14 protein-coding genes and 1 tRNA gene are annotated in these 21,765 nt (G+C 67.7%); 14 read left to right on the forward strand and 1 reads right to left on the reverse strand.

What is annotated here, in order from left to right:
- Window positions 1–137 precede the first annotated feature (137 nt).
- From PY257_RS04380 to PY257_RS04430, 11 genes are all read left to right on the forward strand, one after another.
- Window positions 138–214, forward strand: a tRNA-Arg gene (locus PY257_RS04380).
- A 179-nt stretch (window positions 215–393) separates the two neighbouring features.
- The gene (locus PY257_RS04385) at window positions 394–3,774 is read left to right on the forward strand and encodes a site-specific DNA-methyltransferase (protein WP_275739238.1); all 3,381 of its coding nucleotides are present in this window, start codon (window positions 394–396) and stop codon (window positions 3,772–3,774) included.
- Window positions 3,775–3,784: 10 nt separating this feature from the next.
- Window positions 3,785–4,945 (forward strand): AAA family ATPase, encoded by a 1,161-nt coding sequence (locus PY257_RS04390; RefSeq protein ID WP_275739240.1) that lies wholly within the window; start codon window positions 3,785–3,787, stop codon window positions 4,943–4,945.
- Between the two features lie 2 nt (window positions 4,946–4,947).
- Window positions 4,948–5,550: a hypothetical protein gene (locus tag PY257_RS04395; RefSeq protein WP_275739242.1), complete on the forward strand. Its 603-nt coding sequence runs from the start codon at window positions 4,948–4,950 to the stop codon at window positions 5,548–5,550.
- 6 nt (window positions 5,551–5,556) lie between these two features.
- Window positions 5,557–8,391: a BPTD_3080 family restriction endonuclease gene (locus PY257_RS04400; RefSeq protein WP_275739244.1), complete on the forward strand. Its 2,835-nt coding sequence runs from the start codon at window positions 5,557–5,559 to the stop codon at window positions 8,389–8,391.
- Between the two features lie 278 nt (window positions 8,392–8,669).
- Window positions 8,670–10,220, forward strand: coding sequence for a CYTH and CHAD domain-containing protein (locus PY257_RS04405; protein WP_275739246.1), 1,551 nt, complete (start codon window positions 8,670–8,672; stop codon window positions 10,218–10,220).
- A 540-nt stretch (window positions 10,221–10,760) separates the two neighbouring features.
- Window positions 10,761–12,626, forward strand: a complete 1,866-nt coding sequence (mutL, locus tag PY257_RS04410) for a DNA mismatch repair endonuclease MutL (protein ID WP_275739248.1) — start codon at window positions 10,761–10,763, stop codon at window positions 12,624–12,626.
- Window positions 12,627–12,747: 121 nt separating this feature from the next.
- Entirely contained in the window at window positions 12,748–13,710 is a 963-nt protein-coding gene (locus PY257_RS04415) for an alpha/beta hydrolase (RefSeq protein ID WP_275739250.1), read from the forward strand.
- Window positions 13,711–13,930: 220 nt separating this feature from the next.
- Window positions 13,931–14,440: an MFS transporter gene (locus PY257_RS04420; RefSeq protein WP_345799234.1), complete on the forward strand. Its 510-nt coding sequence runs from the start codon at window positions 13,931–13,933 to the stop codon at window positions 14,438–14,440.
- A complete protein-coding gene (gene miaA, locus PY257_RS04425) occupies window positions 14,421–15,428 on the forward strand; it encodes a tRNA (adenosine(37)-N6)-dimethylallyltransferase MiaA (RefSeq protein WP_419095653.1) in 1,008 nt (335 codons plus the stop codon). Before PY257_RS04420 ends, miaA begins: the two co-directional genes overlap by 20 nt.
- Entirely contained in the window at window positions 15,425–16,102 is a 678-nt protein-coding gene (locus PY257_RS04430; RefSeq protein ID WP_419095654.1) for an ABC transporter ATP-binding protein, read from the forward strand. Before miaA ends, PY257_RS04430 begins: the two co-directional genes overlap by 4 nt.
- A 290-nt stretch (window positions 16,103–16,392) precedes the next feature.
- Here PY257_RS04430 and PY257_RS04435 read toward each other — a convergent pair whose 3' ends face one another.
- A complete protein-coding gene (locus PY257_RS04435; protein ID WP_275739254.1) occupies window positions 16,393–16,815 on the reverse strand; it encodes an Hsp20/alpha crystallin family protein in 423 nt (140 codons plus the stop codon).
- Between the two features lie 145 nt (window positions 16,816–16,960).
- On the opposite strand from PY257_RS04435, the gene PY257_RS04440 reads away from it, so the two are divergent.
- The 3 genes from PY257_RS04440 (at window position 16,961) to PY257_RS04450 (ending at window position 21,621) form a co-directional block, all read left to right on the forward strand.
- Window positions 16,961–19,555: an ABC transporter permease gene (locus PY257_RS04440; protein WP_275739256.1), complete on the forward strand. Its 2,595-nt coding sequence runs from the start codon at window positions 16,961–16,963 to the stop codon at window positions 19,553–19,555.
- A gap of 99 nt (window positions 19,556–19,654) precedes the next feature.
- Window positions 19,655–20,512, forward strand: coding sequence for a hypothetical protein (locus tag PY257_RS04445; protein WP_275739258.1), 858 nt, complete (start codon window positions 19,655–19,657; stop codon window positions 20,510–20,512).
- A 38-nt stretch (window positions 20,513–20,550) separates the two neighbouring features.
- A complete protein-coding gene (locus PY257_RS04450; RefSeq protein ID WP_275739303.1) occupies window positions 20,551–21,621 on the forward strand; it encodes a lipocalin-like domain-containing protein in 1,071 nt (356 codons plus the stop codon).
- Window positions 21,622–21,765 lie beyond the last annotated feature (144 nt).

Here is a 21,765-nt window from a genome sequence, read left to right on the forward strand (position 1 = left end):
AATCGAAAAGACTTGCCGCAAGGTCGGTTACCAGACGGATACAGCCATTGCCGGATGCCCGCACCCGCACGTGAATCGCATGGCACTGCGGCTATGATGCGGCAGCCGCGCCATGCCCTTGCGCATGGTCATCCCACCTGCCCGTAGCTCAACTGGATAGAGCAACGGCCTTCTAAGCCGTAGGTCGGGGGTTCGAGTCCCTCCGGGCAGGCCAAAAGCGACTGCACGACGCCAGTTGACCGATGCAGAGCGTGCGGTGTGTGCGACCCACATCCTCAACCATCCCGAGTCTTCGCCCGCGTATGGGCCCTTGAGGGAATTTCTGAAACGGGCTTTGGGCCGTGATGTCCTGCTATAACTTCCCTCTTATCGAGATCAGAGGGGATGGGGCGAATGACCAACGAACAACAACAGCTTCCAACGCTGTTGCTCAACCTGCTGCCGGCAGACCACACCACCGTGGGCAACATCACGCTGCTGGAGCAGTTTTTGGCAGCCGCCCGGGCCGCCGGGTACCAGCCGCCCGCCACTGAAGACGACTTCAAAACCGCGCGCGAAGCGCTGGTGGCCGCGGGCCTGGCCGTCAAAGGCAAAGGGCGCGGCGGCTCCACCGCCCGGGCCACGGGCGCGCAGCGGCCTGACTTTGCACTCGACACCCCCGCAGCGCCCTCACCCGCCCCGGCTGCTGCCACCAAGCCAGCCAAACCCGCCAAAGCCAAAACCACACCCAGCCAGAGCGACACCGGCAGCGCCCAGGTGCTGGCCTACCGCCACCCCGACCGGCGCAAGAACAACCCCGAAGTGGGCCTGGTCAACACCGAAAGCGACCCCGAGCAGCCCAAAACCCGCTGGGCCTACGACCCGCACCTGGACCCCGCGCTGCAGTTCGACAGCGCCCGCGCCCAGGCCGACGGCCTGATTGCCGACGCCCTGGCCGGCAACGACCTCGCCGCCATGCGCCACGCCTTGCAAACGCTGCAGCGCATGGGCGCGCCCTACCTGCAATGGACGGGCAAGGCCGAGCGCACCGCGTTTGAGGTGGACACGGTGAGCCTGCACGTGCACGAGCGCATCGACGCCATGAGCATCTTGAGCAGCGTGGGCAAGCGCCATAATGCTACTAATTCCATAGCTGCCAGCGCAGGTGGGACGGGCGCTAGAGGCCAAAAACACCAAAACTTTTTCCAGCCCGGCCTGTTTGAGGCACCGTTCGAGAACGTGCCCCTGCGCTCGGCGCTGGACTTCTACAAACACGACCGCGGCTGGGCCAACCGGCTGGTCGCCGGCGACAGCCTGCTGGTGATGAACAGCCTGCTGCACAAGGAGGGCATGGCCGGGCAGGTGCAGATGATCTACATCGACCCGCCCTACGGCATCAAATACGGCAGCAATTTTCAGCCCTTTGTGGGCAAGCGCGACGTGAAAGACCGGGCCGACGCGGATTTGACGCAAGAGCCGGAAATGATCAAGGCCTTCCGCGACACCTGGGAGCTGGGCATTCACTCGTACCTGACCTATTTGCGCGACCGGCTGTTATTGGCGCGCGAGTTGTTGAGTGAATCGGGCAGCGTGTTTGTGCAGATTTCGGATGAGAACTTGCATCATGTGCGGGAGTTGTGTGATGAGGTTTTTGGGGTACAGAATTTCGTTTCTTTGATTACGTTTCGTAAGAAGACCATGCCTCTTGGGGCAACACACTTGGAAGGCATGGCGGACTATTTAGTCTGGTATGGAAAAGACAAGACGAAACTTAAGTACCGTCAGCTGTATTCATACCAAGATGTAGAAGGTGACGGTCACTGGAGTTGGCTCGATAAGGACGGAGCTCGGCGCAAGCTTGTTGCTATCGAAAAAGGAAACCACTCGTTGCTTCCAGAGGCCAGCCGACTAGGAAGGCTAGTTTCAATGGCACCGCCTACGTTCTCTCCAGCCAGTGTTTTCCCGATTTCATTTCGGGGAAAAGAACGGCTTCCGAGAGGCAATGGATGCTGGATCACTGGCGTTGAAGGAATGCAGCGATTAATCAAAGCTAATCGTATCGAAGCAGAGGGTGAGTCGCTTCAATTTTTGCTGTTCCTCGATGACTACCCTCTTTCCAAAATCACAAATTTGTGGGACGAAACTATTGGAGCCAGGGACAGAAGTTACGTCGTCCAGACATCCAATGACGTGATAGAACGCTGCCTCCTCATGACCACCGACCCCGGCGATTTGGTGCTAGACCCCACCTGCGGCTCCGGCACCACGGCCTATGTCGCCGAGAAATGGGGCCGCCGCTGGATGACCTGCGACACCTCGCGCGTGGCCATCACGCTGGCCAAACAGCGGCTGATGACGGCCAGCTTTGATTACTTCGCCCTGCGCTACCCCAACGAGGGCTTGCGCGGCGGCTTTGTCTACAAAACCGTGCCCCACGTCACGCTCAAAAGCATTGCCAACAATGCCGAGATTGACGCAATCTACGAGCGCCTGCACCCCGGCATCACCACTGCGCTGGCCGGCCTGAACGCCGCGCTGGGGGCAGCGGCTTCGACAAGCTCGGCCCGAACGGATGGAGGCCCAGCCCGAACGGGTTTTGCCTTCACCGTGACCGAGGGCGCCCGCAAGGGCCAGAAGCTGGTGCTGGGCCTGAAGGGCCAGGACTTGCTCGAATGGGAAGTGCCCTTTGACCTGCCCCCCGACTGGCCCGCCACCTTGCAGGCGCCGCTGGCAGCCTTCCACACCGCGCGGCAAAAGATGCAGGCCGAGATGGACCGCAGCATTGCCGCCAACGCCGACAACGAAACCCTGTACGACCAACCCGAGCGCGACAAGGCCAAGCTGCGCGTGTGCGGCCCGTTCACCGTAGAGGCCGTGCCCTTCCCCACAGTGCTATCACTTGAGGAGCTGCCAGCGCAGTCTGCGCAAGGGCTGGAGGCCAATTTGACCAATATTTCCGATAGGGCCGATTTGGCAGACAGCAGCCTGGCCCGCAGCGGCCACACCAGCCGCCAGCACACCTGGCGCGATGAACTGTTGAAAACCGGCATCCGTGGCAAGGGCGGGCAGATGCTGCGCTTTGCCGAGCTGGAGGTGCTGCCCGGCACCGCCAGCCTGCACGCCAGCGGCAGCCTGGACACGGGCGAGCGCGTGGTGGTGAGCTTTGGCCCCGAGCACGGCGCGCTGGAGCAGCGCCAGGTGGAGCGCGCGCTGAACGAGGCAGGCGAGCTGTTCCCCCGGCCCAAGATGATCGTGTTCTGCGCCTTCGCCTTCGACCCCGAAGCCGCCAAAGACATTGACGCGCTGCGCGGCATCACCGCCCTGAAGGCGCAGATGAACACCGACCTGCTGACCGAAGACCTGAAAAAAGCGCGCAGCAGCAACCAGAGCTTCTGGCTCATGGGCCAGCCCGATGTGCTGCTGACCGCACTGCCCGATGGTTTGTGGCAGGTGGAGGTGAACGGCTTTGATTACTTTGACACCGCCAAGGGCGAACTGGTGTCGGGCGGCAAGGCCAGGATTGCGGCCTGGCAACTGGATACGGATTACGACGGGCGCAGCCTGTTCCCGCACCAGGTGTTCTTTCCCATGGCGGGCAAGGACGAGGGCTGGATGAAGCTGAAAAAAGACATCCGCGCCGAGCTGGACGCCGAGCTGCTGCAAGCGTTTACCGGCACCGTGTCGCTGCCTTTTGCGGCGGGTGATAACCGCATGGTGGCAGTAAAAATTGTGGATGACCGGGGCATCGAGTCGCTGAAGGTGATGCGGCTGGATGCGTTGGAAACTACGGCTTGAGGAGAGCGAGTTGCTGATTTCAAGACTCAAACTGCAGAACTGGCGCAACTTCAAAAAAATCGAGGTGGATTTGCGCGACCGGGTGTTCGTGATTGGACCCAACGCTGCAGGCAAATCAAACCTGCTCGATGTTTTCCGGTTTTTGCGTGATGTGGCCCAACCCAAGGGCGGTGGCCTGCAGCGCGCCGTGGAGGCGCGCGGCGGGATGACCAAGGTGCGCTGCCTGTTGGCGCGGCGCGACCCGGAGGTGCTGATCGAGGTCGATCTGGCAGAAAAAATAGATACGCCTGCCATCTGGCGTTACTGCCTGGCTTTTCGCAGCGAGGGCAAAGGCAAGCAGCGGGTGGTGGTGAGCAAGGAGCGGGTGGAAGATTTGCGCACAGGCGCAGTTTTGCTGGACCGGCCCCACAACCCGGAAGACCAGGCAGACCGTGAGCGCTTGACGGAAACCAGCCTGGAGCAGGTCAACGCCAACAAGGACTTTCGGGATATTGCGCAGTTTTTTGGTGCACTGACCTATCTGCATCTGGTGCCGCAATTGCTCAAACATGCCGAGCTGGGCGCCAGCGTGTTACTGGAAGGCGACCCTTTTGGCCAGTCGTTTCTGGAGCGCATTGCCAAAACCCCGGACCGCACCCGTGATGCCCGGCTGAAAAAAATCGAATCAGCCCTGCGGGCCTGTGTGCCCAATATGCGCGACCTCAAATTCAGCCGGGACAGCACCACAGGCACGCCCCACCTGGAAGCGCTGTACGAACATTGGCGGCCCGACGCGGGCTGGCAGCGTGAAGACCAGTTTTCAGATGGCACGCTGCGCCTGCTGGGCATCATGTGGAGCCTGCTCGATGGCGACTCTTTGCTGCTGCTGGAGGAGCCCGAGTTGTCGTTGAACGAGTCGATTGTTCGGCAAATTCCGCCCCTGCTGTGGCAAATGCAGCGCCAGGCCAAGCACCGCCGCCAGGTGTTTGTGACCACCCACAGCGAGGCCTTGCTGGAGCACAGCAGCGTGGACCCGCGCGACGTGCTGCGGCTGGTGCCATCGGCGGAAGGAACGCGTGTTGTGCCTGCCACCGCCCAGGAGCTGGAACTGGTAGCGGCAGGCTACAACGTGGCCGATGCCATGGTGCGCAAGGCGCCGCCGGGCGAGTTAACCCAGCTTTCCATTTTTTAACCATGACCGAGCCGCTGGAAATCGCCTTGGTGGTGGAAGACGTGTTGAGCCTGGTCTTGATGGAAAAGCTGCTAGCCCATTGCGGGCGCAGCTATACGGTGCTGCGCCCGCTGGTGGAGCGCGGGGTGGGCAATATTTACAAATCCATCGCCAAGTACCTCAGCGCCAGCCGGGCGTTGCCCCATGTGGTGCTGGTGGACCTGGACCAGAGCGCGTGCGCCCCGCAGCTGCGCGAGCAGTGGGGGGTTGCCAGCGTGCCCAAGTCCATGCTGTTTCGGGTGGCGGTGCGCGAGGCGGAGGCCTGGGTGCTGGCCGACCGGGAAGGTTTTGCTGGCTTTGCGGGCATACCCGTCAACAAAATTTCAGCGGCGCCCGAGTCTTTGGCCGACCCCAAGCAAGAACTGATCAACCTGGTGCGCCGCAGCCGCAACAAGCGGCTGGCGGCCGAACTGGTGCCGGTGCAAGGCAGCGCGGTGTCCATGGGGCCGCTGTACAACGAGCGCCTGGGCCAGTTTGTCCGTGAGGGCTGGAGTGTGGACGCTGCCATGGAGCACTCCCCCAGCCTGGCGCGCACTTTGAATCGCCTGCAAACCTTTATGAAGTGAAGCGCCTTGACTGCCCCCACCTCCCTCATCATCAATTCGGCCTTCACCGAGCCGCAGCAGTATTGGGCCGAGAACCTCGACCGCACGCTGCGGCGCGAGCCCACGCGCCGCCCGGCAGGCTACGAGATCATCGACACGCGTGAGAACACGCGGCGGCAGGTTTCCATACCGCTGGTGGACACCATCCGCGACCGGGTGCGCCTGTGGCGGGCTGATGGCTGGCCGGGCACCACGGCTGTGACGCTGGGTCTGCTGCAGCACTGGTGGGATGCAGAAAAGGTGTCGCGCCGCCAGTACCCTTTCTACTTCTGCCAGCTCGAAGCCATCGAGACGCTGATCTGGCACCTGGAGGCGCTGCCCGAATACCGCCAGGGCATCTACATCCAGGGCGACGGCGGTGAGTTTGAGCGGCTGTGCAACAAAATGGCCACGGGCAGCGGCAAAACCACGGTGATGGCCATGATCATCACCTGGCAGGTGCTCAATGCGCTGACCTACCCCAAGTCGCCGCGCAAGTATTCGAGCGCCATTTTTCTGGTGGCGCCGGGCCTGACGGTGAAGTCGCGCCTGCAGGTGCTGATGCCGGGCCATGAGAACAATTACTACGACCAGTTCGAGCTGTGCCCCTCCGAGGCGCTGCGGCAAAAGCTCAACCGCGCCGACATCCTGATCGAGAACTGGCACACCCTGATGCCGCTGAAAGAGCCAGAGCGCTCGGTGGTGAAAAAGGGCAAGGAGAGCGACGAGGCTTACACCCGGCGCGTGCTGGGCCCGCTGGCCAACGCCAAGAACCTGGTGGTCATCAACGACGAGGCGCACCATGCCTATCGCAAGCCCGCCGACATCAAAGTGAGCAAGGCCGAGGCCGAAGCCTTTGGCATTGACCTGGACGAGGCCACCCGCTGGGTGGAGGGGCTGGACCGCATCCACAAAACCCGGCGCATTGCGCGCTGCTTTGACCTGTCAGCCACGCCGTTTGCCCCCACGGGCCGCAACAACACCGAAGCGGGCTTGTTCACCTGGGTGGTGTCTGACTTTGGCCTGAACGATGCCATCGAGGCCGGGCTGGTGAAGACGCCCCGCGTGGTGGTGCGCGACGATGCCCTGCCCAACGCGCAGACGCTTCGCCCCAAGCTCTATCACCTGTACCGCGAGCCGGATGTGGCCGAAGACCTGAACCGCAAGGCCGAGGCCCACGAGCCCCTGCCTGCGCTGGTACAGCAGGCGTACACCCTGCTGGGCGCGGACTGGCGCGCCACCGCAGCCGAATGGGCGGCCCAGGGGCACCTGTCCCCACCGGTGATGCTGACGGTGTGCAACCGCACCGAAACAGCGGCGCGGGTGGAACATTACTTCACCAGGGGCCACGCGCAGTGGAACGAGTTGCACGATGCCAACCGCACGCTGCGGGTGGACTCCAAAGTGCTGGAAAAGGCCGAGTTGGGCGAGGCGGCCAGCGCCGACAAAGACTATGACGCGCGCCTGCGCAGCATCGTGCAGGCGGTGCGCACCGAGCCACTGGTCAAGGAGCACTGGCTGGCCAGCAGCACCAAGAAGGAAGAAGTGCTGCGCGAGCTGGTGGACACCGTGGGCAAGCCAGGCCAGATCGGGCAAGACCTGCAAAACGTGGTGTCGGTGGCCATGCTGTCGGAGGGCTGGGATGCCAAGACAGTGACGCACATCATGGGGCTGCGCGCCTTCACCAGCCAGTTGCTGTGCGAGCAGGTGATTGGCCGGGGCCTGCGCCGCGTGGCCTACGACATCGACCCTGAAACGGGCTTGTATGCGCCGGAGTTTGTGAACGTGTTTGGTGTGCCGTTGTCGGTGGCCCTGCCGCCCGGCGGTGAGGGGCCGCCACCTCCACCGCCCAAGCCCAGCGTGCAGATAAAGACGCTGCCCGAACGGCAGGTGCATGAAATCAAATGGCCCAACATCCTGCGGGTCGATGAGGTGGTGCGCCCGCAACTGGTGGTGCAGTGGAGCCAGGTGCCGGTGCTCACCATCGACCCGGCCAAAGTGGCGCTGCACGCGGACATTGCGCCCGCGCTGGGCGGCGCGGCCGACTGGAGCCAGATCACCACCATCAACCTGGAGCTGCTGCCCGACGAGTTCCGCCAGCAAAGGCTGGTGTTCAAGGCCGCACAGAAGGCGTTTGAGCAGTTGCAGTACCAGTTCAAAGGGCAGCGCGAATACCTGCTGTTCCAGTTGGTGCGGCTGGTGGAAACTTTGCTTGCGTCAAACAAAATCGATATTCCGTCGCTGTTCCACCAAGACCCGCTGCGCAAGCGGATTCTGTTCTCCATGCACATGGACGCCATCGTCCAGCACCTGATGGCCTATGTGATCGAGCAAAACACCTTGCGGCTGGAGGCGGTGTTTGATGGCGAACGGCCCGTGGGCAGCACGCGCGACATGCGCACCTGGTACACCACGCGGGTGGCCGAGCCCACGCAGCGCTGCCAGATCAGCCATATCGTGGTGGACAGCGGCTGGGAAAAATACGCCGCCAACGTGGCCGAGACGCACCCGGATGTGGCTGCCTGGGTGAAGAACGACCACCTGGGCTTTCACATCCTGTATTTGTGGAATGGCACGAAGCGCAAGTACATCCCCGATTTTCTGGTGCGATTCAAATCGGGCAAGACCCTGGTACTGGAAATCAAGGGCGAGGATTCACCACAGGACCAGGCCAAACGACGCGCAATGGACCAGTGGGTGCAGGCCGTGAATGCGCAAGGCGGTCTTGGCACCTGGGCGTGGGATGTCGTCGTGGGCAGCATGTCTGCCATGCAAGACGTGATGGGCAAGCATGCCTCACACGCTGGAGTGAGTGAGACTTAGCCTGCCGCTTTGCCTCGTTCCATCACACCAAACCAGACCTAGGGCGGCCGACTTATGAAACAGCACCGTGAGAGGCCCCTAGTCGCTGCGGTGCGAAACACCGCACTGTCTCCCGAAACTCGTCGCGCTCTGAAAGTGACTGGTATCGGCGCGACAGCGGGTGTTGCGATGGGTGCAGCAGTCGGAGGCTCCACCCCACGGCGCCGGGTCTGCGTCCGCGGCCCTGGTGTCCGGCAGCGAACCCCGCCATGAGGCCGTGACAAGGAGATACAAGCACCATGCCATCTGCCACCCACCCGGGCCCGGGAGTAGAACTCGAAATCAAGCTGGCCTTGCCCCTGTCCGACCCCACAGGACTGGCCGAGCAGTTGGCGCGCCTGCCGGCCCTTGCGCAGCACAAGCCCGTGCACAAGCAGGTGGACAACATCTATTACGACACCCCCGCAAAGTCCTTGCAGGCCCAGCGCATGGCCCTGCGCCTGCGGCGTGTGGGCGGGGACGACGCACCGCAATGGCTGCAAACCTTCAAGACCAGCGACAGTGGCGATTCCGCACTGAGCCTGCGCGGTGAATGGGAGGTGCCGGCGCCAGGGGGTGCGCTGGTGCAGGCTGCCCTGCAGGCCGCGCCGCCCTGGCAACGCCTGGACCCTGATGGCGCAGTGTTCGCCGCGCTGCAGCCGTGCTTTCGCACGGCCTTCGAGCGAACGGCATGGACGGTGCGCCAGAGCGATGGCAGTGCCATCGAGGTGGCGCTTGACCTGGGGCAGATCACCTGCGGGCAGCGTAATGCGCCCATTTGCGAGCTGGAACTGGAGCTGCTGGCCGGTGCGCCCGCCGCGCTGTGCGATCTGGCGCAGCAGATTGCGCAGCATATCGCCGTGCTGCCGCTGGCGGCCAGCAAGGCGCAGCGCGGTTATGCGTTGTGCGATGGCACGCTGGACGCCCCGGTGCGCGCCCGCCCGCAGCAACTGGGCCGCGAGGTCTCGTTGCGCGGCATGGTGCAGCCCGTGCTGGGCGAGATGTTTGCCCAGTTCACCGCCAACCTGAACGCCTGGGTCCATAGCGACGATCCGGAACTGGTGCACCAGGCGCGCGTGGGCTGGCGGCGCTTTCGCAGCGCCTTGCGCCTTTTCAAGGCGGCCGTGCCGGTGCAGCAGATACCCGCGTGGCCGCAGATGCAGCCCATGCTGGTCTTGCTGGGCGAGTTGCGCGACCTGGATGTGGCGTGCACGCAGACCCTGCCCATGCTGCAAAGCGCCTATGTGGCTGGTGATGCCGGGCGGGCAGAGCTGTGGCAGGCGATGGAGCAGGCATTCCAGCAGGCCGTGCTGCGCCAGCGCCAGGCGCTGCGCAGCGCATTGCAGGAGCCGGCGGTGGGTGCCGCTTTGCTGGCCATCACGCTGTGGCTGGACGAGCTGAGTCGGCCGCAGGCCTGGGGGGAATCGCAGGACCTCCCAGGTAAAACCGTGCGCCACTGGGTGCGCCAGCGCATCACGCGGCTGCATGCGCAATGGAAAAAGGCGCTGCGCGACAGCACCCATGCCGAAAGCCAGCACCGTGCGCGCATTCTGGCCAAACGCCTGCGCTACAACATCGAAGCGTTGCGCCCGCTCTTGCCCGCCCGCACACAGCGCTGGCTGCAGCAGGCAGCCCAGGTGCAGGCGGGAATTGGCGCATCGCGCGATGTGCTGCAGGCCGGTGTGCTGGCCCAGCGGCTGGCGGTGGACCGGGGCATCGTGGAGTTTCTGCGCGGCTATGCTGCCGGCCGGGCCGGTGTGCCAGCGGTGCCGCCGGCCCCGCCGGCCCCGCCGGCGCAGGGTGGCGTATAGGAGAACATGTTCACGATCTATTGATCGCTAAAAACCGCAGTTGAATCCCCAAAATTCGAGCAAGTGCCTGTCTCGCATTGAGTTTCCATGCCTTTCAGACCCACCCATTGGAACTGCTCTGCTGTCACTTGAAGTCTTGGGAAACCCGCATGGATATTGGGCTTCTTCAGTTTTTCGGTTGACTCAACTGCGGTTTGGCGTTCTTCAACCTGGAAACGGCAGTTGGATGCGCCTGCCGGTGCCGTGATCGGGGTGCCGCGCTGCGGCTCCAACAGCACCTGCGTGCTGTTGGACAGCGCGAAGAAGGCCTGTCTCCGGCAGGCCTGCGCCCTGCAAGGGAGACGGCGCGGCGGGCTACTTACTGCCCGCAAGGAAAAGCAACGCCGCATGGCGCCCCGAGCGCGGTGCTGGCAGGCGCATGGCGCTCTCACCCACGAGGTGAACGCCAACCTTGCAGCCCGCTTCACCTGCGCGCAACCCTGAATCTGGGCTGACTTGGAAACCCCTGCATGGAGCACAATCCCTGCCGTGAACGCCGCCATGCCCCCCCTGACGCCGCCCGCCGTCCGCCGTCCCATCCGCGACCTGCCTGACGAATTGGTCAGCCAGATCGCCGCCGGCGAAGTGGTGGAGCGCCCCGCGTCCGTGGTGCGCGAGTTGGTGGACAACGCACTCGATGCCGGCGCCGCGCAGGTCACCGTTCGGCTGCTGGCGGGCGGCGTGCGGCTCATCAGCGTGGAGGACGACGGCGACGGCATCGCGCGCGAGGAACTGCCGCTGGCCCTGCGCCGCCACGCCACCAGCAAGATCGCCAGCCTGGCGGATCTCGAATCCGTGGCCACCATGGGTTTCCGCGGCGAGGCGCTGGCGGCCATCGCCTCGGTGAGCGAGATGTCCCTGCTTTCGCGCTCCGAAGGCCAGGCCAGTGCCTTTCTGCTCGACGCGCGCAGCGGCGAGCTGCGGCCCGCCGCGCGCGGCACCGGCACCACGGTGGAGGTGAAGGAGCTGTTCTTCTCCACCCCCGCGCGGCGCAAGTTCCTGAAGACCGACGCTACCGAGCTGGCCCACTGCGTCGAATCCGTGCGCCGCCACGCGCTGGCGCGGCCCGATGTGGGTTTCGCCATTTGGCACGAAGGCCGGTTGGTGGAGCAGTGGCGCGCCCAGCCGCTCGCGGGCGGCGATGCGCTGGCGCGGCGGCTGGCCGACGTGCTGGGCGAGGAATTCATCGCGCAATCGGTGCCGCTGCGCCACAGCGCGGGCCCGGTCACGGTAACGGGCCGCGTGGGCATCCCGGACGCGGCGCGCGCGCGCGCCGACTGGCAGTTCTGCTACGTCAATGGCCGCTACGTGCGCGACAGGGTGCTAACCCACGCCGCGCGCAGCGCCTACGAGGACGTGCTGCACGGCCAGCGCCAGCCGGTCTACGCGCTGTACGTCGACATCGACCCCGCGCGCGTGGACGTGAACGTGCACCCCACCAAGATCGAGGTGCGCTTTCGCGACAGCCGCGAGGTGCACCAGGCCGTGCGCCACGCCGTGGAAAACGCCCTGGCCGCGCCGCGGGCTGGCGCGGGCGTGCCGCTGCTGCCCACCGCCGCGCCGCCGCAGGAATATGAACAAAAAACGGCTCCAGCGCAGGAAAAATGGGCGCAGGCAGCTATCAATCTAAGAGCATACGAGCCTCCCTCCGCCATCGGCAACAGGGTGGAAGACCTGGCCGCGCTGTGGCAGCCGCGCGGCGTGCCCGATGGCGATGCCGGCAGCAGCGCGCACCTGGGCCGCGAAGGCGCAGAAACCGCCCGCGAGGACAGCGACGGCGCTTGGCCATTAGGCCGCGCGCTGGCCCAACTGCACGGCATCTACATCCTGGCCGAGAACACGCAGGGCCTGGTCATCGTGGACATGCACGCCGCGCACGAGCGCATCGTCTACGAGCGGCTCAAGACGCAGGTGGACACGGCGCAAGGACTGGCGAGCCAGCCGCTGCTGATCCCGGCCACCTTCGCCGCCACGCCGACCGAGGTCGCCACCGCCGAGGCCGGCGCCGAAGTGCTGCACACGCTGGGGCTCGAAGTGGTGCCGTTCTCGCCCAAGACCCTGGCCGTGCGCGCCGTGCCCGCCACGCTGGCGCAGGGCGACCCGGTGGCGCTGGCGCGCAGCGTGCTGGCCGAACTGGCCGCGCACGACGCCAGCACCGTGGTGCGGCGCGCGCGCAACGAGATACTCGGCACCATGGCCTGCCACGGCGCCGTGCGCGCCAACCGCCGCCTGACCATCGACGAGATGAACGCCCTGCTGCGGCAGATGGAAGTAACCGAGCGCTCCGACCAGTGCAACCATGGCCGGCCCACCTGGCGGCAGTTGAGCATCGGCGACCTCGACACGCTGTTCCTGCGCGGGCGTTGACGGCGGCGCCGCGCCAACGGGTGCGATTCTTGCAGCAGTTTCCGCCGACGCACATGTAAAACAGCGTCGCAGTCCTGCCCGCGGGCGAACTTTTTATCGGCCCAACGACTCACTCCACACCATGAAACGCTGGCATTGGCCCGTCACACTCGGCTGCTGCGCGGTCGCCGTGGCGGCGCTCGCGGGCTGCGCCACGCTCGACGACAAGCAGCGCGAATGGATCTTCCAGCCCAGCGACACCGCCTGGGGCAACAGCGCCGCCGATGCCGAGGGCATGGATGGCGTGTGGATCGACTTCCACTCCCAGGCCACTGGCCAGGACGCACGGCTGCACGCGCTGTGGATCGCCGCCGCCGCGCCCGCCGCCGCCGAAGGCACCGACCTGATGTCCGCCGTGGGCAGCGAGGCCACGGCGATCCTGCCCGGCGGCACCGCCACGACTACCCAGGCCAGCGCCCCGCTGCCGCCCACGCCCGCGCAGACCCCCGTGCTGCTGTACCTGCACGGCGCGCGCTGGAACGTGGAAGGCTCCTCGGGCCGCATGCGGCGCATGCAGCAGATGGGCTTTTCGGTGCTGGCCATCGACTACCGCGGCTTCGGCAAAAGCTCGCCGGGTCTGCCCTCCGAGGCCACCGCCGCCGAGGACGCCCGCGCCGCCTGGGACTGGCTCGCCACAAAGTACCCCGGCCGGCCACGCTACATCTTCGGCCACTCGCTGGGCGGCGCCATCGCCATCGACCTGGCGTCCAGCGTGCGCGACGAGGCCGGCGTGATGGTGGAAGGCACGTTCACCAGCATTTCCGACGTGGTGAGCAGCTATAAGTGGGGCTGGCTGCCGCTGTCGCCGCTGATCACGCAGCGCTTCGACTCGCAGAGCAAGGTGCGCGGCATCGGCTCGCCACTGCTCGTGGTGCACGGCACGAACGACTCCACCATTCCCCCATCGCTGGGCCGCAAGCTGTTCGACGCGGCCACGGGGCGCAAGCAGTTCCTGCTGGTGGAAGGCGGCTCGCACTTCAACACCAACGCGGTGGGGCAGTCGCAGTACCGGCAGGCGATCACGCAGCTTTTCGGCATGCGCTAGTGCAGTGCTCAACGCTAAGCAGCACATAAAACCGCGCCTTTTGACGCATGGCGGCGTTGCAAATCCTCGCGACTATGGAATCCATATCCATGGATATCGTTGTCTCGCATCCATTGGCACCGCGAAGCCTGACGTTCCGGGGCTGCCGCACCGAAGCCTATGAGCAGGCCCCAAACAACAGCGGGCCGGTCGACATGCCGCGTCTGCTACCCTCCCGCGCATGTCCCCCGTGTCCCCCACCGCCGGTGAACGTCCGGCCGCCGCCATGCCGCCAGGGCTCGTCATCCTCGTGCTGGCGCTGCTGCTGGGCATCCAGCCCATCACCACCGACATCTACCTGCCCGCGCTGCCGCAGCTCACCGAAGGGCTGGGCACCACGGTGTCGCAGGCGCAGCTCACGCTCAGCGCACTGATGCTGGCCTTCGGCGTCTCGCAACTGGCGTGGGGGCCGCTGTCGGACCGTTTCGGGCGCCGCCCCATCCTGCTCTGGGGCGTGGCCGCCTATACCTTTGCATCGCTGGGCTGCGTGCTGGCGCCCGGCATCGGCGCGGCGGTGATGTGCGGGCGCGCCATCGTGTGCGACGACCTGTACCAGCCCTGCGGCCAGAGCGGCGTGGTGGGGCCGTTCCCGCGGGCGGCGGGCACGGCGTCGGCGCGCAACGGCTTCTTCATGATGCTCACGGCCTGCGCCTGGACGCTCGTGCAGCAGCATGGCGAGCCGCGTGACTGAGCCGGGGCTGCCGGCCATCGCGCTGGCCGGGCCGACGGCCTCGGGCAAGACGGCGGCGGCGCTGGCGATCGCCGAGCGGCTGGGCGCGCGCGGCATGCCGGTGGAGATCGTCAGTGTCGATTCGGCCCTGGTGTACCGCGGCATGGACATCGGCACGGCCAAGCCCACGCCGGCAGAGCGCGCGGCGGCACCGCACCACCTGATCGACATCCTGGACCCGCGCGAGCGCTACAGCGCAGCGGAGTTCGCGGCCGACGCGCGGCGGCTCATCGCAGAGATCCGCGCGCGCGGCGCGCTGCCGCTGCTGGTGGGCGGCACCATGCTGTACTTCAAGGCGCTGACGGAAGGCCTGCACGACATGCCGCCCGCCGACCCCGCCGTGCGCACCGCCATCGACGCCGAGGCCGCCCTGCGCGGCTGGCCCGCGCTGCACGCCGAGCTGGCGCGCGTGGACCCGTCCACCGCCGCGCGGCTGGCCCCCGGCGACAGCCAGCGCATCCAGCGCGCGCTGGAGGTCTGGCGCATCGCAGGGCAGCCGTTGTCGCACTTCCATGCTATCGAAAAAAGAGCTGCTAGCGCAGGTTCTGCAAGCGCTGGAGCCATTTTTTCCTTGGAGCCCGCGAGCCGCGCCTGGCTGCATGAGCGCATCGCGCGGCGCTTCGACGCCATGCTGGCCGAGGGCTTTCTCGACGAAGTGCGGGCGCTGCGCGCGCGCGGCGATTTGTCCGCGGCCCTGCCGTCGATGCGCTGCGTGGGCTACCGCCAGGCTTGGGAATTCCTGGACACCCACGGGGCGCGCGGATTGGACGGCCCGTGGCCGATGGAGGAGCTGCGCGAGCGCGGCATCGCCGCCACGCGTCAGTTGGCCAAGCGCCAGATCACCTGGCTGCGCGGCATGCCGCAGCGCACCGTGATCGCCAGCGACGCCGACGACGCGGTGGCGCAAACGGTGCATGCCGTGGAGCGCCTGCTGGAGCAGCGCGCATGACGGCGATGGCGCCGCACTCACTGCAGGTGCGGGGCCTGGCCAAGCGCTATGGCGACGCCACGGTGTTCGCCAATGTCGACCTGGACGTGGCGCCCGGCGAGTTCGTCGCCATCGTCGGTGACTCGGGCGTGGGCAAATCCACGCTGCTCAACTGCCTGGCCGGGCTGGACACCTGGGACGCGGGAACGGTCGCACATGGCGGCACCGGCATCGGCGCGCTGGACGGCGACGCCCGCGCCCGCTGGCGCCGTGCACACGTGGGCTTCGTGTTCCAGGCCTTCCACGTGCTGCCGCACCTCGACGTGGCGCAAAACGTGGCGCTGCCGCTCCTGCTGCTGCACCGGCCCGACGACGCGCGCGTGCAGGCCATGCTCGACGCCGTGGGTCTGCATGGCCTGGGCGCGCGCCTGCCGCAGCAGTTGAGCGGCGGGCAGTTGCAGCGCGTGGCGATCGCCCGCGCGCTGGTGCACCGCCCCGCCCTGCTGCTGGCCGACGAGCCCACGGGCAACCTCGATCCCGGCACGGCGGCGCAGGTGATGGACCTGCTGGTGCGCGAGACGCGCGGGCACGGCGCGGCGCTGGTGCTGGTTACGCATTCGGGCGCCGCAGCGCGGCGCGCGGACCGCGTGCTGCGGCTGCGCGGTGACGGCATCGTGCCCGCCACGCCAGCCTGAGCCCGCCACGCTTGCCGGCAGGGCAGTTCGGCTTCCACCAGGTGAGCGATATGGTGACCACCTGCACCAGCTTCGGCGGCGACATCGTGCGATCACCATGGGCCTGCGCGTCATGGGCATCGCCAACGAAATCGTGCAGGCGGCCTTCGGCCTTACGCTCGGCGCGCCATCGCGGTGGCGGTGGCGCTTTCGTTCGGCCTGGGTGGGCGCGAGGCCGCGGACAGGCTCATGGAACCCTGGGGCCGCCCAAGCTGCGCCGCTGACCCCGCGCCCGGGCAGTGTGCCGGTGGCTACTGGATCTCCAGGCGCTGCCTGCCGCCGCCGACCTTCTTGGGCAGCGTGAGCGTGAGCACGCCATTGTCATACTTGGCCGATGCATGGGCCGTGTCAATGTCGGCGGGCAACTGCAGCGTGCGCGAGACGGCGCCGTAGTAGCGCTCGCTGCGCAGCACCTTGTCGCCCTGGGTCTGACTGTCCTGCTGCTGCACCTCGGCGCGCAGAGTGACCACGTTGCCGTCGAGCGCAACGTCGATGTCCTCCTTCTTCACGCCGGGCACTTCGGCATGCACGGTGTAGGCATCGGCGCTTTCTTTCACGTCCACGCGGATCTGCGCGGGCAGCGGCTCGCCATGCAGCGGGCGCACGTAGAAGCCAGGGGAAAAGTCGCGGAAGAACTCGTCGAGGAAACCGCCACGGGATGTCAATGCATTCATCGATAATCTCCTTTTCAATCTGAAAAAACGCAAGAGCACGACGCTCCTGCATGCCTCATATATGGCTGCATCCGCTCGGTTTATCAAGGGTCAGGCGACTTGCGTTTGACGCAGCGCAAACATGCGGGCGGCACAATGGCCCGCCATGCTCGCGCTCCTTCGCACTTTCTCCTGGCAGGAACTGCGCCGCCACCCCTGGCGCAACGGCGCCGCCGTGGCGGCCATCATGCTGGGCGTGGCGCTGGCGCTGGCGGTGCAGTTGATCAACGCCTCGGCGCTCGACGAATTTGCCAGCGCCGTGCGCACCACGGGCGGCCAGCCCGACGTGGTGCTGCGTTCCGCGCAGGGCTCGTTCGACGAGCGGTGGTTCGCCGAAGCGGCGCGCCAGCCGCAGGTGGCATGGGCCGCACCCGTGCTCGACATTGCGGTGTGGGCATCCGCTGTTGCCGCCACCGGCCCAGCCGCAACCAGCGTGCCGCTGCGCCTGGTGGGCGCCGACGCGCTCGCCCTGCCCGCGCTGGCGCCCGAGTTGCTGCCGCGCCCGGTGGCGAACGCGGGGCGCTACGCCCTGTTCGCGCCCGCCACCGTCTTCCTCAACGCGCCCGCCATCGCCGCCCTGGGCCTGGACGCGGCGCGGCTGCCCGCACTACTGGATCTGCGGGAAGGCACCGGCCCCGCCCACGCGGTGCAGGTGGCAGGCACGGTGGCCGCGAGCGGCGCGCCGCTCGCGGTGATGGACATCGGCGCCGCGCAGGACCTGTTTGGCCGCCTGGGCCGGCTTTCGCGCATCGATGTGCGGCTCGCGCCCGGCGCCGACGGCGCGGCCTTTGCCGCCGCGCTGCGCGCGCAGCCGGGCTGGCCGCGCGAGATCGACTTCGATGCGCCCGGCGCGGCGGTCGAGCGCATGGACAACCTCTCGCGCGCCTACCGCGTCAACCTTACGGTGCTGGCGCTGGTGGCGCTGTTCACGGGCGCGTTCCTGGTGTTCTCGGTGTTGTCGCTGGGCGTGGCCAAGCGTGCGCAGCAGTTCGCGTTGTTCGCGGTGCTGGGGCTCACGCCACGCGAGCGGCTGCGGCTGGTGCTGGCCGAATCGCTGGCGCTGGGCGCGTCGGGCAGCCTGCTGGGCGTGGCACTGGGAACGGCGCTGGCCGCGCTGGCGCTGCGCCTGCTGGGCAGCGACCTGGGCGGCGGCTACTTCCAGGGCGTGGCGCCACGCCTGCACTGGAGCGCCGGCACTGCGGGCCTGTACGCCGCGCTGGGCCTGGCCGCCGCGCTGGCGGGCGGCTGGTGGCCCGCGCGCCGTGCCGCGCGGCTGCCGCCCGCGCAGACGCTCAAGGGGCTGGGTGCCACGGATGCCGGCAGCGCAGCGGGCACGGCGCACGGCGCGGCGCTGGGCTCCGCGCTCATGGCCACGGGCGCGCTGCTGGCGCTGGCGCCGCCCATATACGGCGTACCGCTGGGCGCCTATCTGTCGGTCGGTCTGCTGCTGGTAGGCGGCATAGCGGCGCTGCCGCCGCTGGTGGCGCTGGTGTACGACCGTCTCGCCCCCCACGTCGCGCAGCGCCCGCTGCCGCTGCTGGCCGTGGAGCGCGCCCGCCGCATGCGCGAAAGCGCCGCCGTGGCCGTGAGCGGCGTGGTGGCCAGCCTGGCGCTGGCCGTGGCACTGACGGTGATGGTGGCAAGCTTCCGAGACTCGGTGGCGCGCTGGCTCGATGTGGTGCTGCCCGCCGACCTGTACGTGCGCGACACCGCAGCCGATGGCCCCGGCTTCGCCCCCGCGTTCGTGGACGCGCTGGGCCGCCTGCCCGGCGTGGCGCGCACGGCCACGCTGCGCGTGCGCGCGCTGCAGCTCGACCCCGCGCGCCCCACCGTGGCGCTGGTGGCGCGCGCGCTGGACGACCCGGCGCGCACGCTGCCGCTGCAGGGCGCGCCGCTGCCCGTGCCGCCGGGGCGCATCGGCATCTACGTGAGCGAGCCCATGGTGAGCCTGTACGGCGCCCGGCCCGGCGCGGACTGGCCCGAAATTTCCAAGGCTTTTGGGCCTCCAGCGCAGGCGATACAAGCGGGGGCAGCTATTTTTTTCGTAGCAGGCGTATGGCGCGACTATGCGCGGCAGTTCGGCGCCATCGCCATCGATGCGCGCGACTACCAGCGCCTGAGCGGCGATGCGCGCGCCACCGACGTGGCACTGTGGATCGCGCCGGGCGCGGATGCGGCGCGGGTGCAGTCCACCGTGCGCGCCGCCGCAGCCGGTGCCGGCCTGGACGGCGATGCGCTGGAACTGACGTCGAGCGCGGCAATCCGCGCGAATTCGCTGCGCATCTTCGACCGCAGCTTCGTCATCACCACCTGGCTGCAGTTCGTGGCCATGGGCATCGGCCTGTTCGGGGTGGCGGCGAGCTTCAGCGCGCAGGTGCTGGCGCGGCGCAAGGAGTTTGGCCTGTTGGCGCACCTGGGCCTCACGCGCGGGCAGATCCTGGCCGTGGTGGCCGGCGAAGGTGCGGCCTGGACGGCCATCGGCGCGCTGGCCGGCCTGGGCCTGGGGCTGGCCGTGAGCGTGGTGCTGGTGCATGTGGTCAACCCGCAGAGCTTCCACTGGACCATGGACCTCGCCCTGCCCTGGCCGCGCCTGGGCGCGCTGTGCGTGGCCGTGGTAGCCGCCGGTACGGCCACGGCCTGGGCCGCCGGGCGTGCGGCAGCGGGACGGGATGCGGTGCTGGCGGTAAAGGAGGATTGGTGAACACGGGGCCTGCCCAATTGGGACTTACACGCAAACAAGGCCCTTGGGCAGACGCCTTGCATGAACCCGCTTTGCGTAAGCCGTGCCAATAATGGCCCCATGTCTTCCTCGTCCCCGTATTCCGCGGCACCCGCATGCTGGCGCATTCCGCTCGCCATGGCGCTGGCCGTCTGCGTGCTGGCCGCATGGCTCGGCGCGCTCGACGCCGCCGCCGCGCGCCAGACCGATGCGGGCTTGCAGCGCGCGCTGGCCAGTTTTGCCACCGCGCGCGCGCTGAACGCCGTGGTGTCCGTGGCGCAGGGTACGCAACTGGCCGTGCAGCCCGCGGGTGTGGGCACGACGCTGGCGGTGGGCCAGGCGCTCGCGCCGGTGAAGGATCTGGTGGAGCAGTTCTCCAGCGTCATGCTGGTGGCCAGCGTGTCGTTCGGCGTGCAGAAGCTGCTGATCGCCATCGGCGGGTATTGGGCCGTGTCGCTGGCGCTGACGCTGCTGGCCTTGGCCTGGGCCGCCTGCCTGTGGCGGCGCGCGGTGGGCGCGCCGGCGTGGCTGTCGCGGCTGCTGCTGGGTCTGCTGCTGGTGCGCTTTGCCGTGCCGGTGGCGGCGCTGGGCAGCGATGCGGCGTTCCGGCTTTTCATGCACGAGCGCTACGAGGCGGGTCAGGCGGTGGTGGCGCAGTCGCAGCAGCGGATCGGCGCGCTGCAGACGCAGGACGCGCCGCCCGAAGCCGGCGGCCTGGGCCAGCGCCTGCGCCAGTGGTGGGACCGCGCCGCCGAAGGCATGGACATGGGCCAGCGCTATGCACAGCTCAAGCAGGCCGCGGAACAGGCAGTGGCGCGCATGGTGGACCTGATCGTCGTGTTCGTGCTGCAGACGGTGGCCCTGCCGCTGCTCCTGCTGTGGCTGCTGGGCCGGTTGGCGCGCGCACTGCTGGTGCCGCGGGCGCGCGGGGCGCCGTGAACCGCCTGCCCTGGCACCGGCGCGCCGTGCTCGCGGGCATGGCGCTGGGCGGGCTGGGCCTGGCGCCATCCGCCCAGGCGCTGCCGGCCCGCGCGCTGGCCTTTCCGCGCGACTTCGGCAGCCACCCCGGGCTGCGCACCGAGTGGTGGTACCTGACCGGCTGGGCCGCGGCGCGGCAGGAGCCGCAGCGCCTGTTCGGCTTCCAGCTCACGTTCTTTCGCGCGCGCGTGGATGCGGCGCAGGGCCTGCGCTCGGCGTTCGCGGCGCGGCAGTTGCTGTTCGCCCACGCCGCGCTGACGGACGTGCAGGGCCGCCGGCTATGGCACGACCAGCGCATCGCGCGGGCGGGCTTCGGCGTGGCCGAAGCGGACGAAGCCGACACGGCGGTGCGGCTGCGCGACTGGTCGCTGGCACGCACGATAGATGTCGGGGGCCGCAGCCGCTACCGGGCGCTGCTGCCGGCGCAGGATTTCACGCTCGACCTGGCATTCGACGCCACGCAGCCCGTGCTGCCGCAAGGCGAGGCTGGGCTCTCGCGCAAGGGACCTCAGGCGGCGCAGGTCAGCTATTACTACAGCGAGCCCCAACTGGTCGCGAATGGCGCGGTGACGCTGCGAGGCCAGCGGTTCGCGCTGGCCGGGGTCGACCACGGCCGCGCCTGGCTGGACCATGAATGGAGCGAGGAACTGCTGCACCCCGAGGCAGTGGGCTGGGACTGGATCGGCATGAACCTGCAAGGCGGTGGCGCGCTGACGGCCTTTCGCCTGCGCCGCCGCGACGGCACGGCGCTCTGGGCCGGCGGCTCGTTTCGCGCTGGCGCGCAGGCGGCAACGCAGGTATTCGGACCTGCAGATGTGGCCTTCACCCCACGCCGGCACTGGATCAGCGCGGCCACCGGCGCGCGCTACCCGGTGGCCTGGGTGGTGGCAACGCCCGCTGGCACGTTCGCCGCGGAGGCGCTGCTCGACGACCAGGAACTCGACAGCCGCGCCACCACGGGCGCGGTCTACTGGGAGGGCCTGAGCGATCTGCACGACGCGCAAGGCCGCGCCGTGGGGCGGGGCTACCTGGAAATGACCGGCTACGCCCAGCCACTGCGGCTGGGCTGAACGGCGGGGCCTGGGTGGGCGGAGCAACGCGGATATGCGAGCAATGGTAAAATCCCGCGCTTGCGTCTGCGACCTTGCCCTCCCGTTTCCTCGCACGAGGATGATGCCCGCTCCGTGGCGGCACCGGCCAGTCAATCTCTCTCA

The sequence above is a fragment of the Curvibacter soli genome (genome assembly GCF_029211125.1).
Classification (GTDB): Bacteria; Pseudomonadota; Gammaproteobacteria; order Burkholderiales; family Burkholderiaceae_C; genus Curvibacter_A; species Curvibacter_A soli.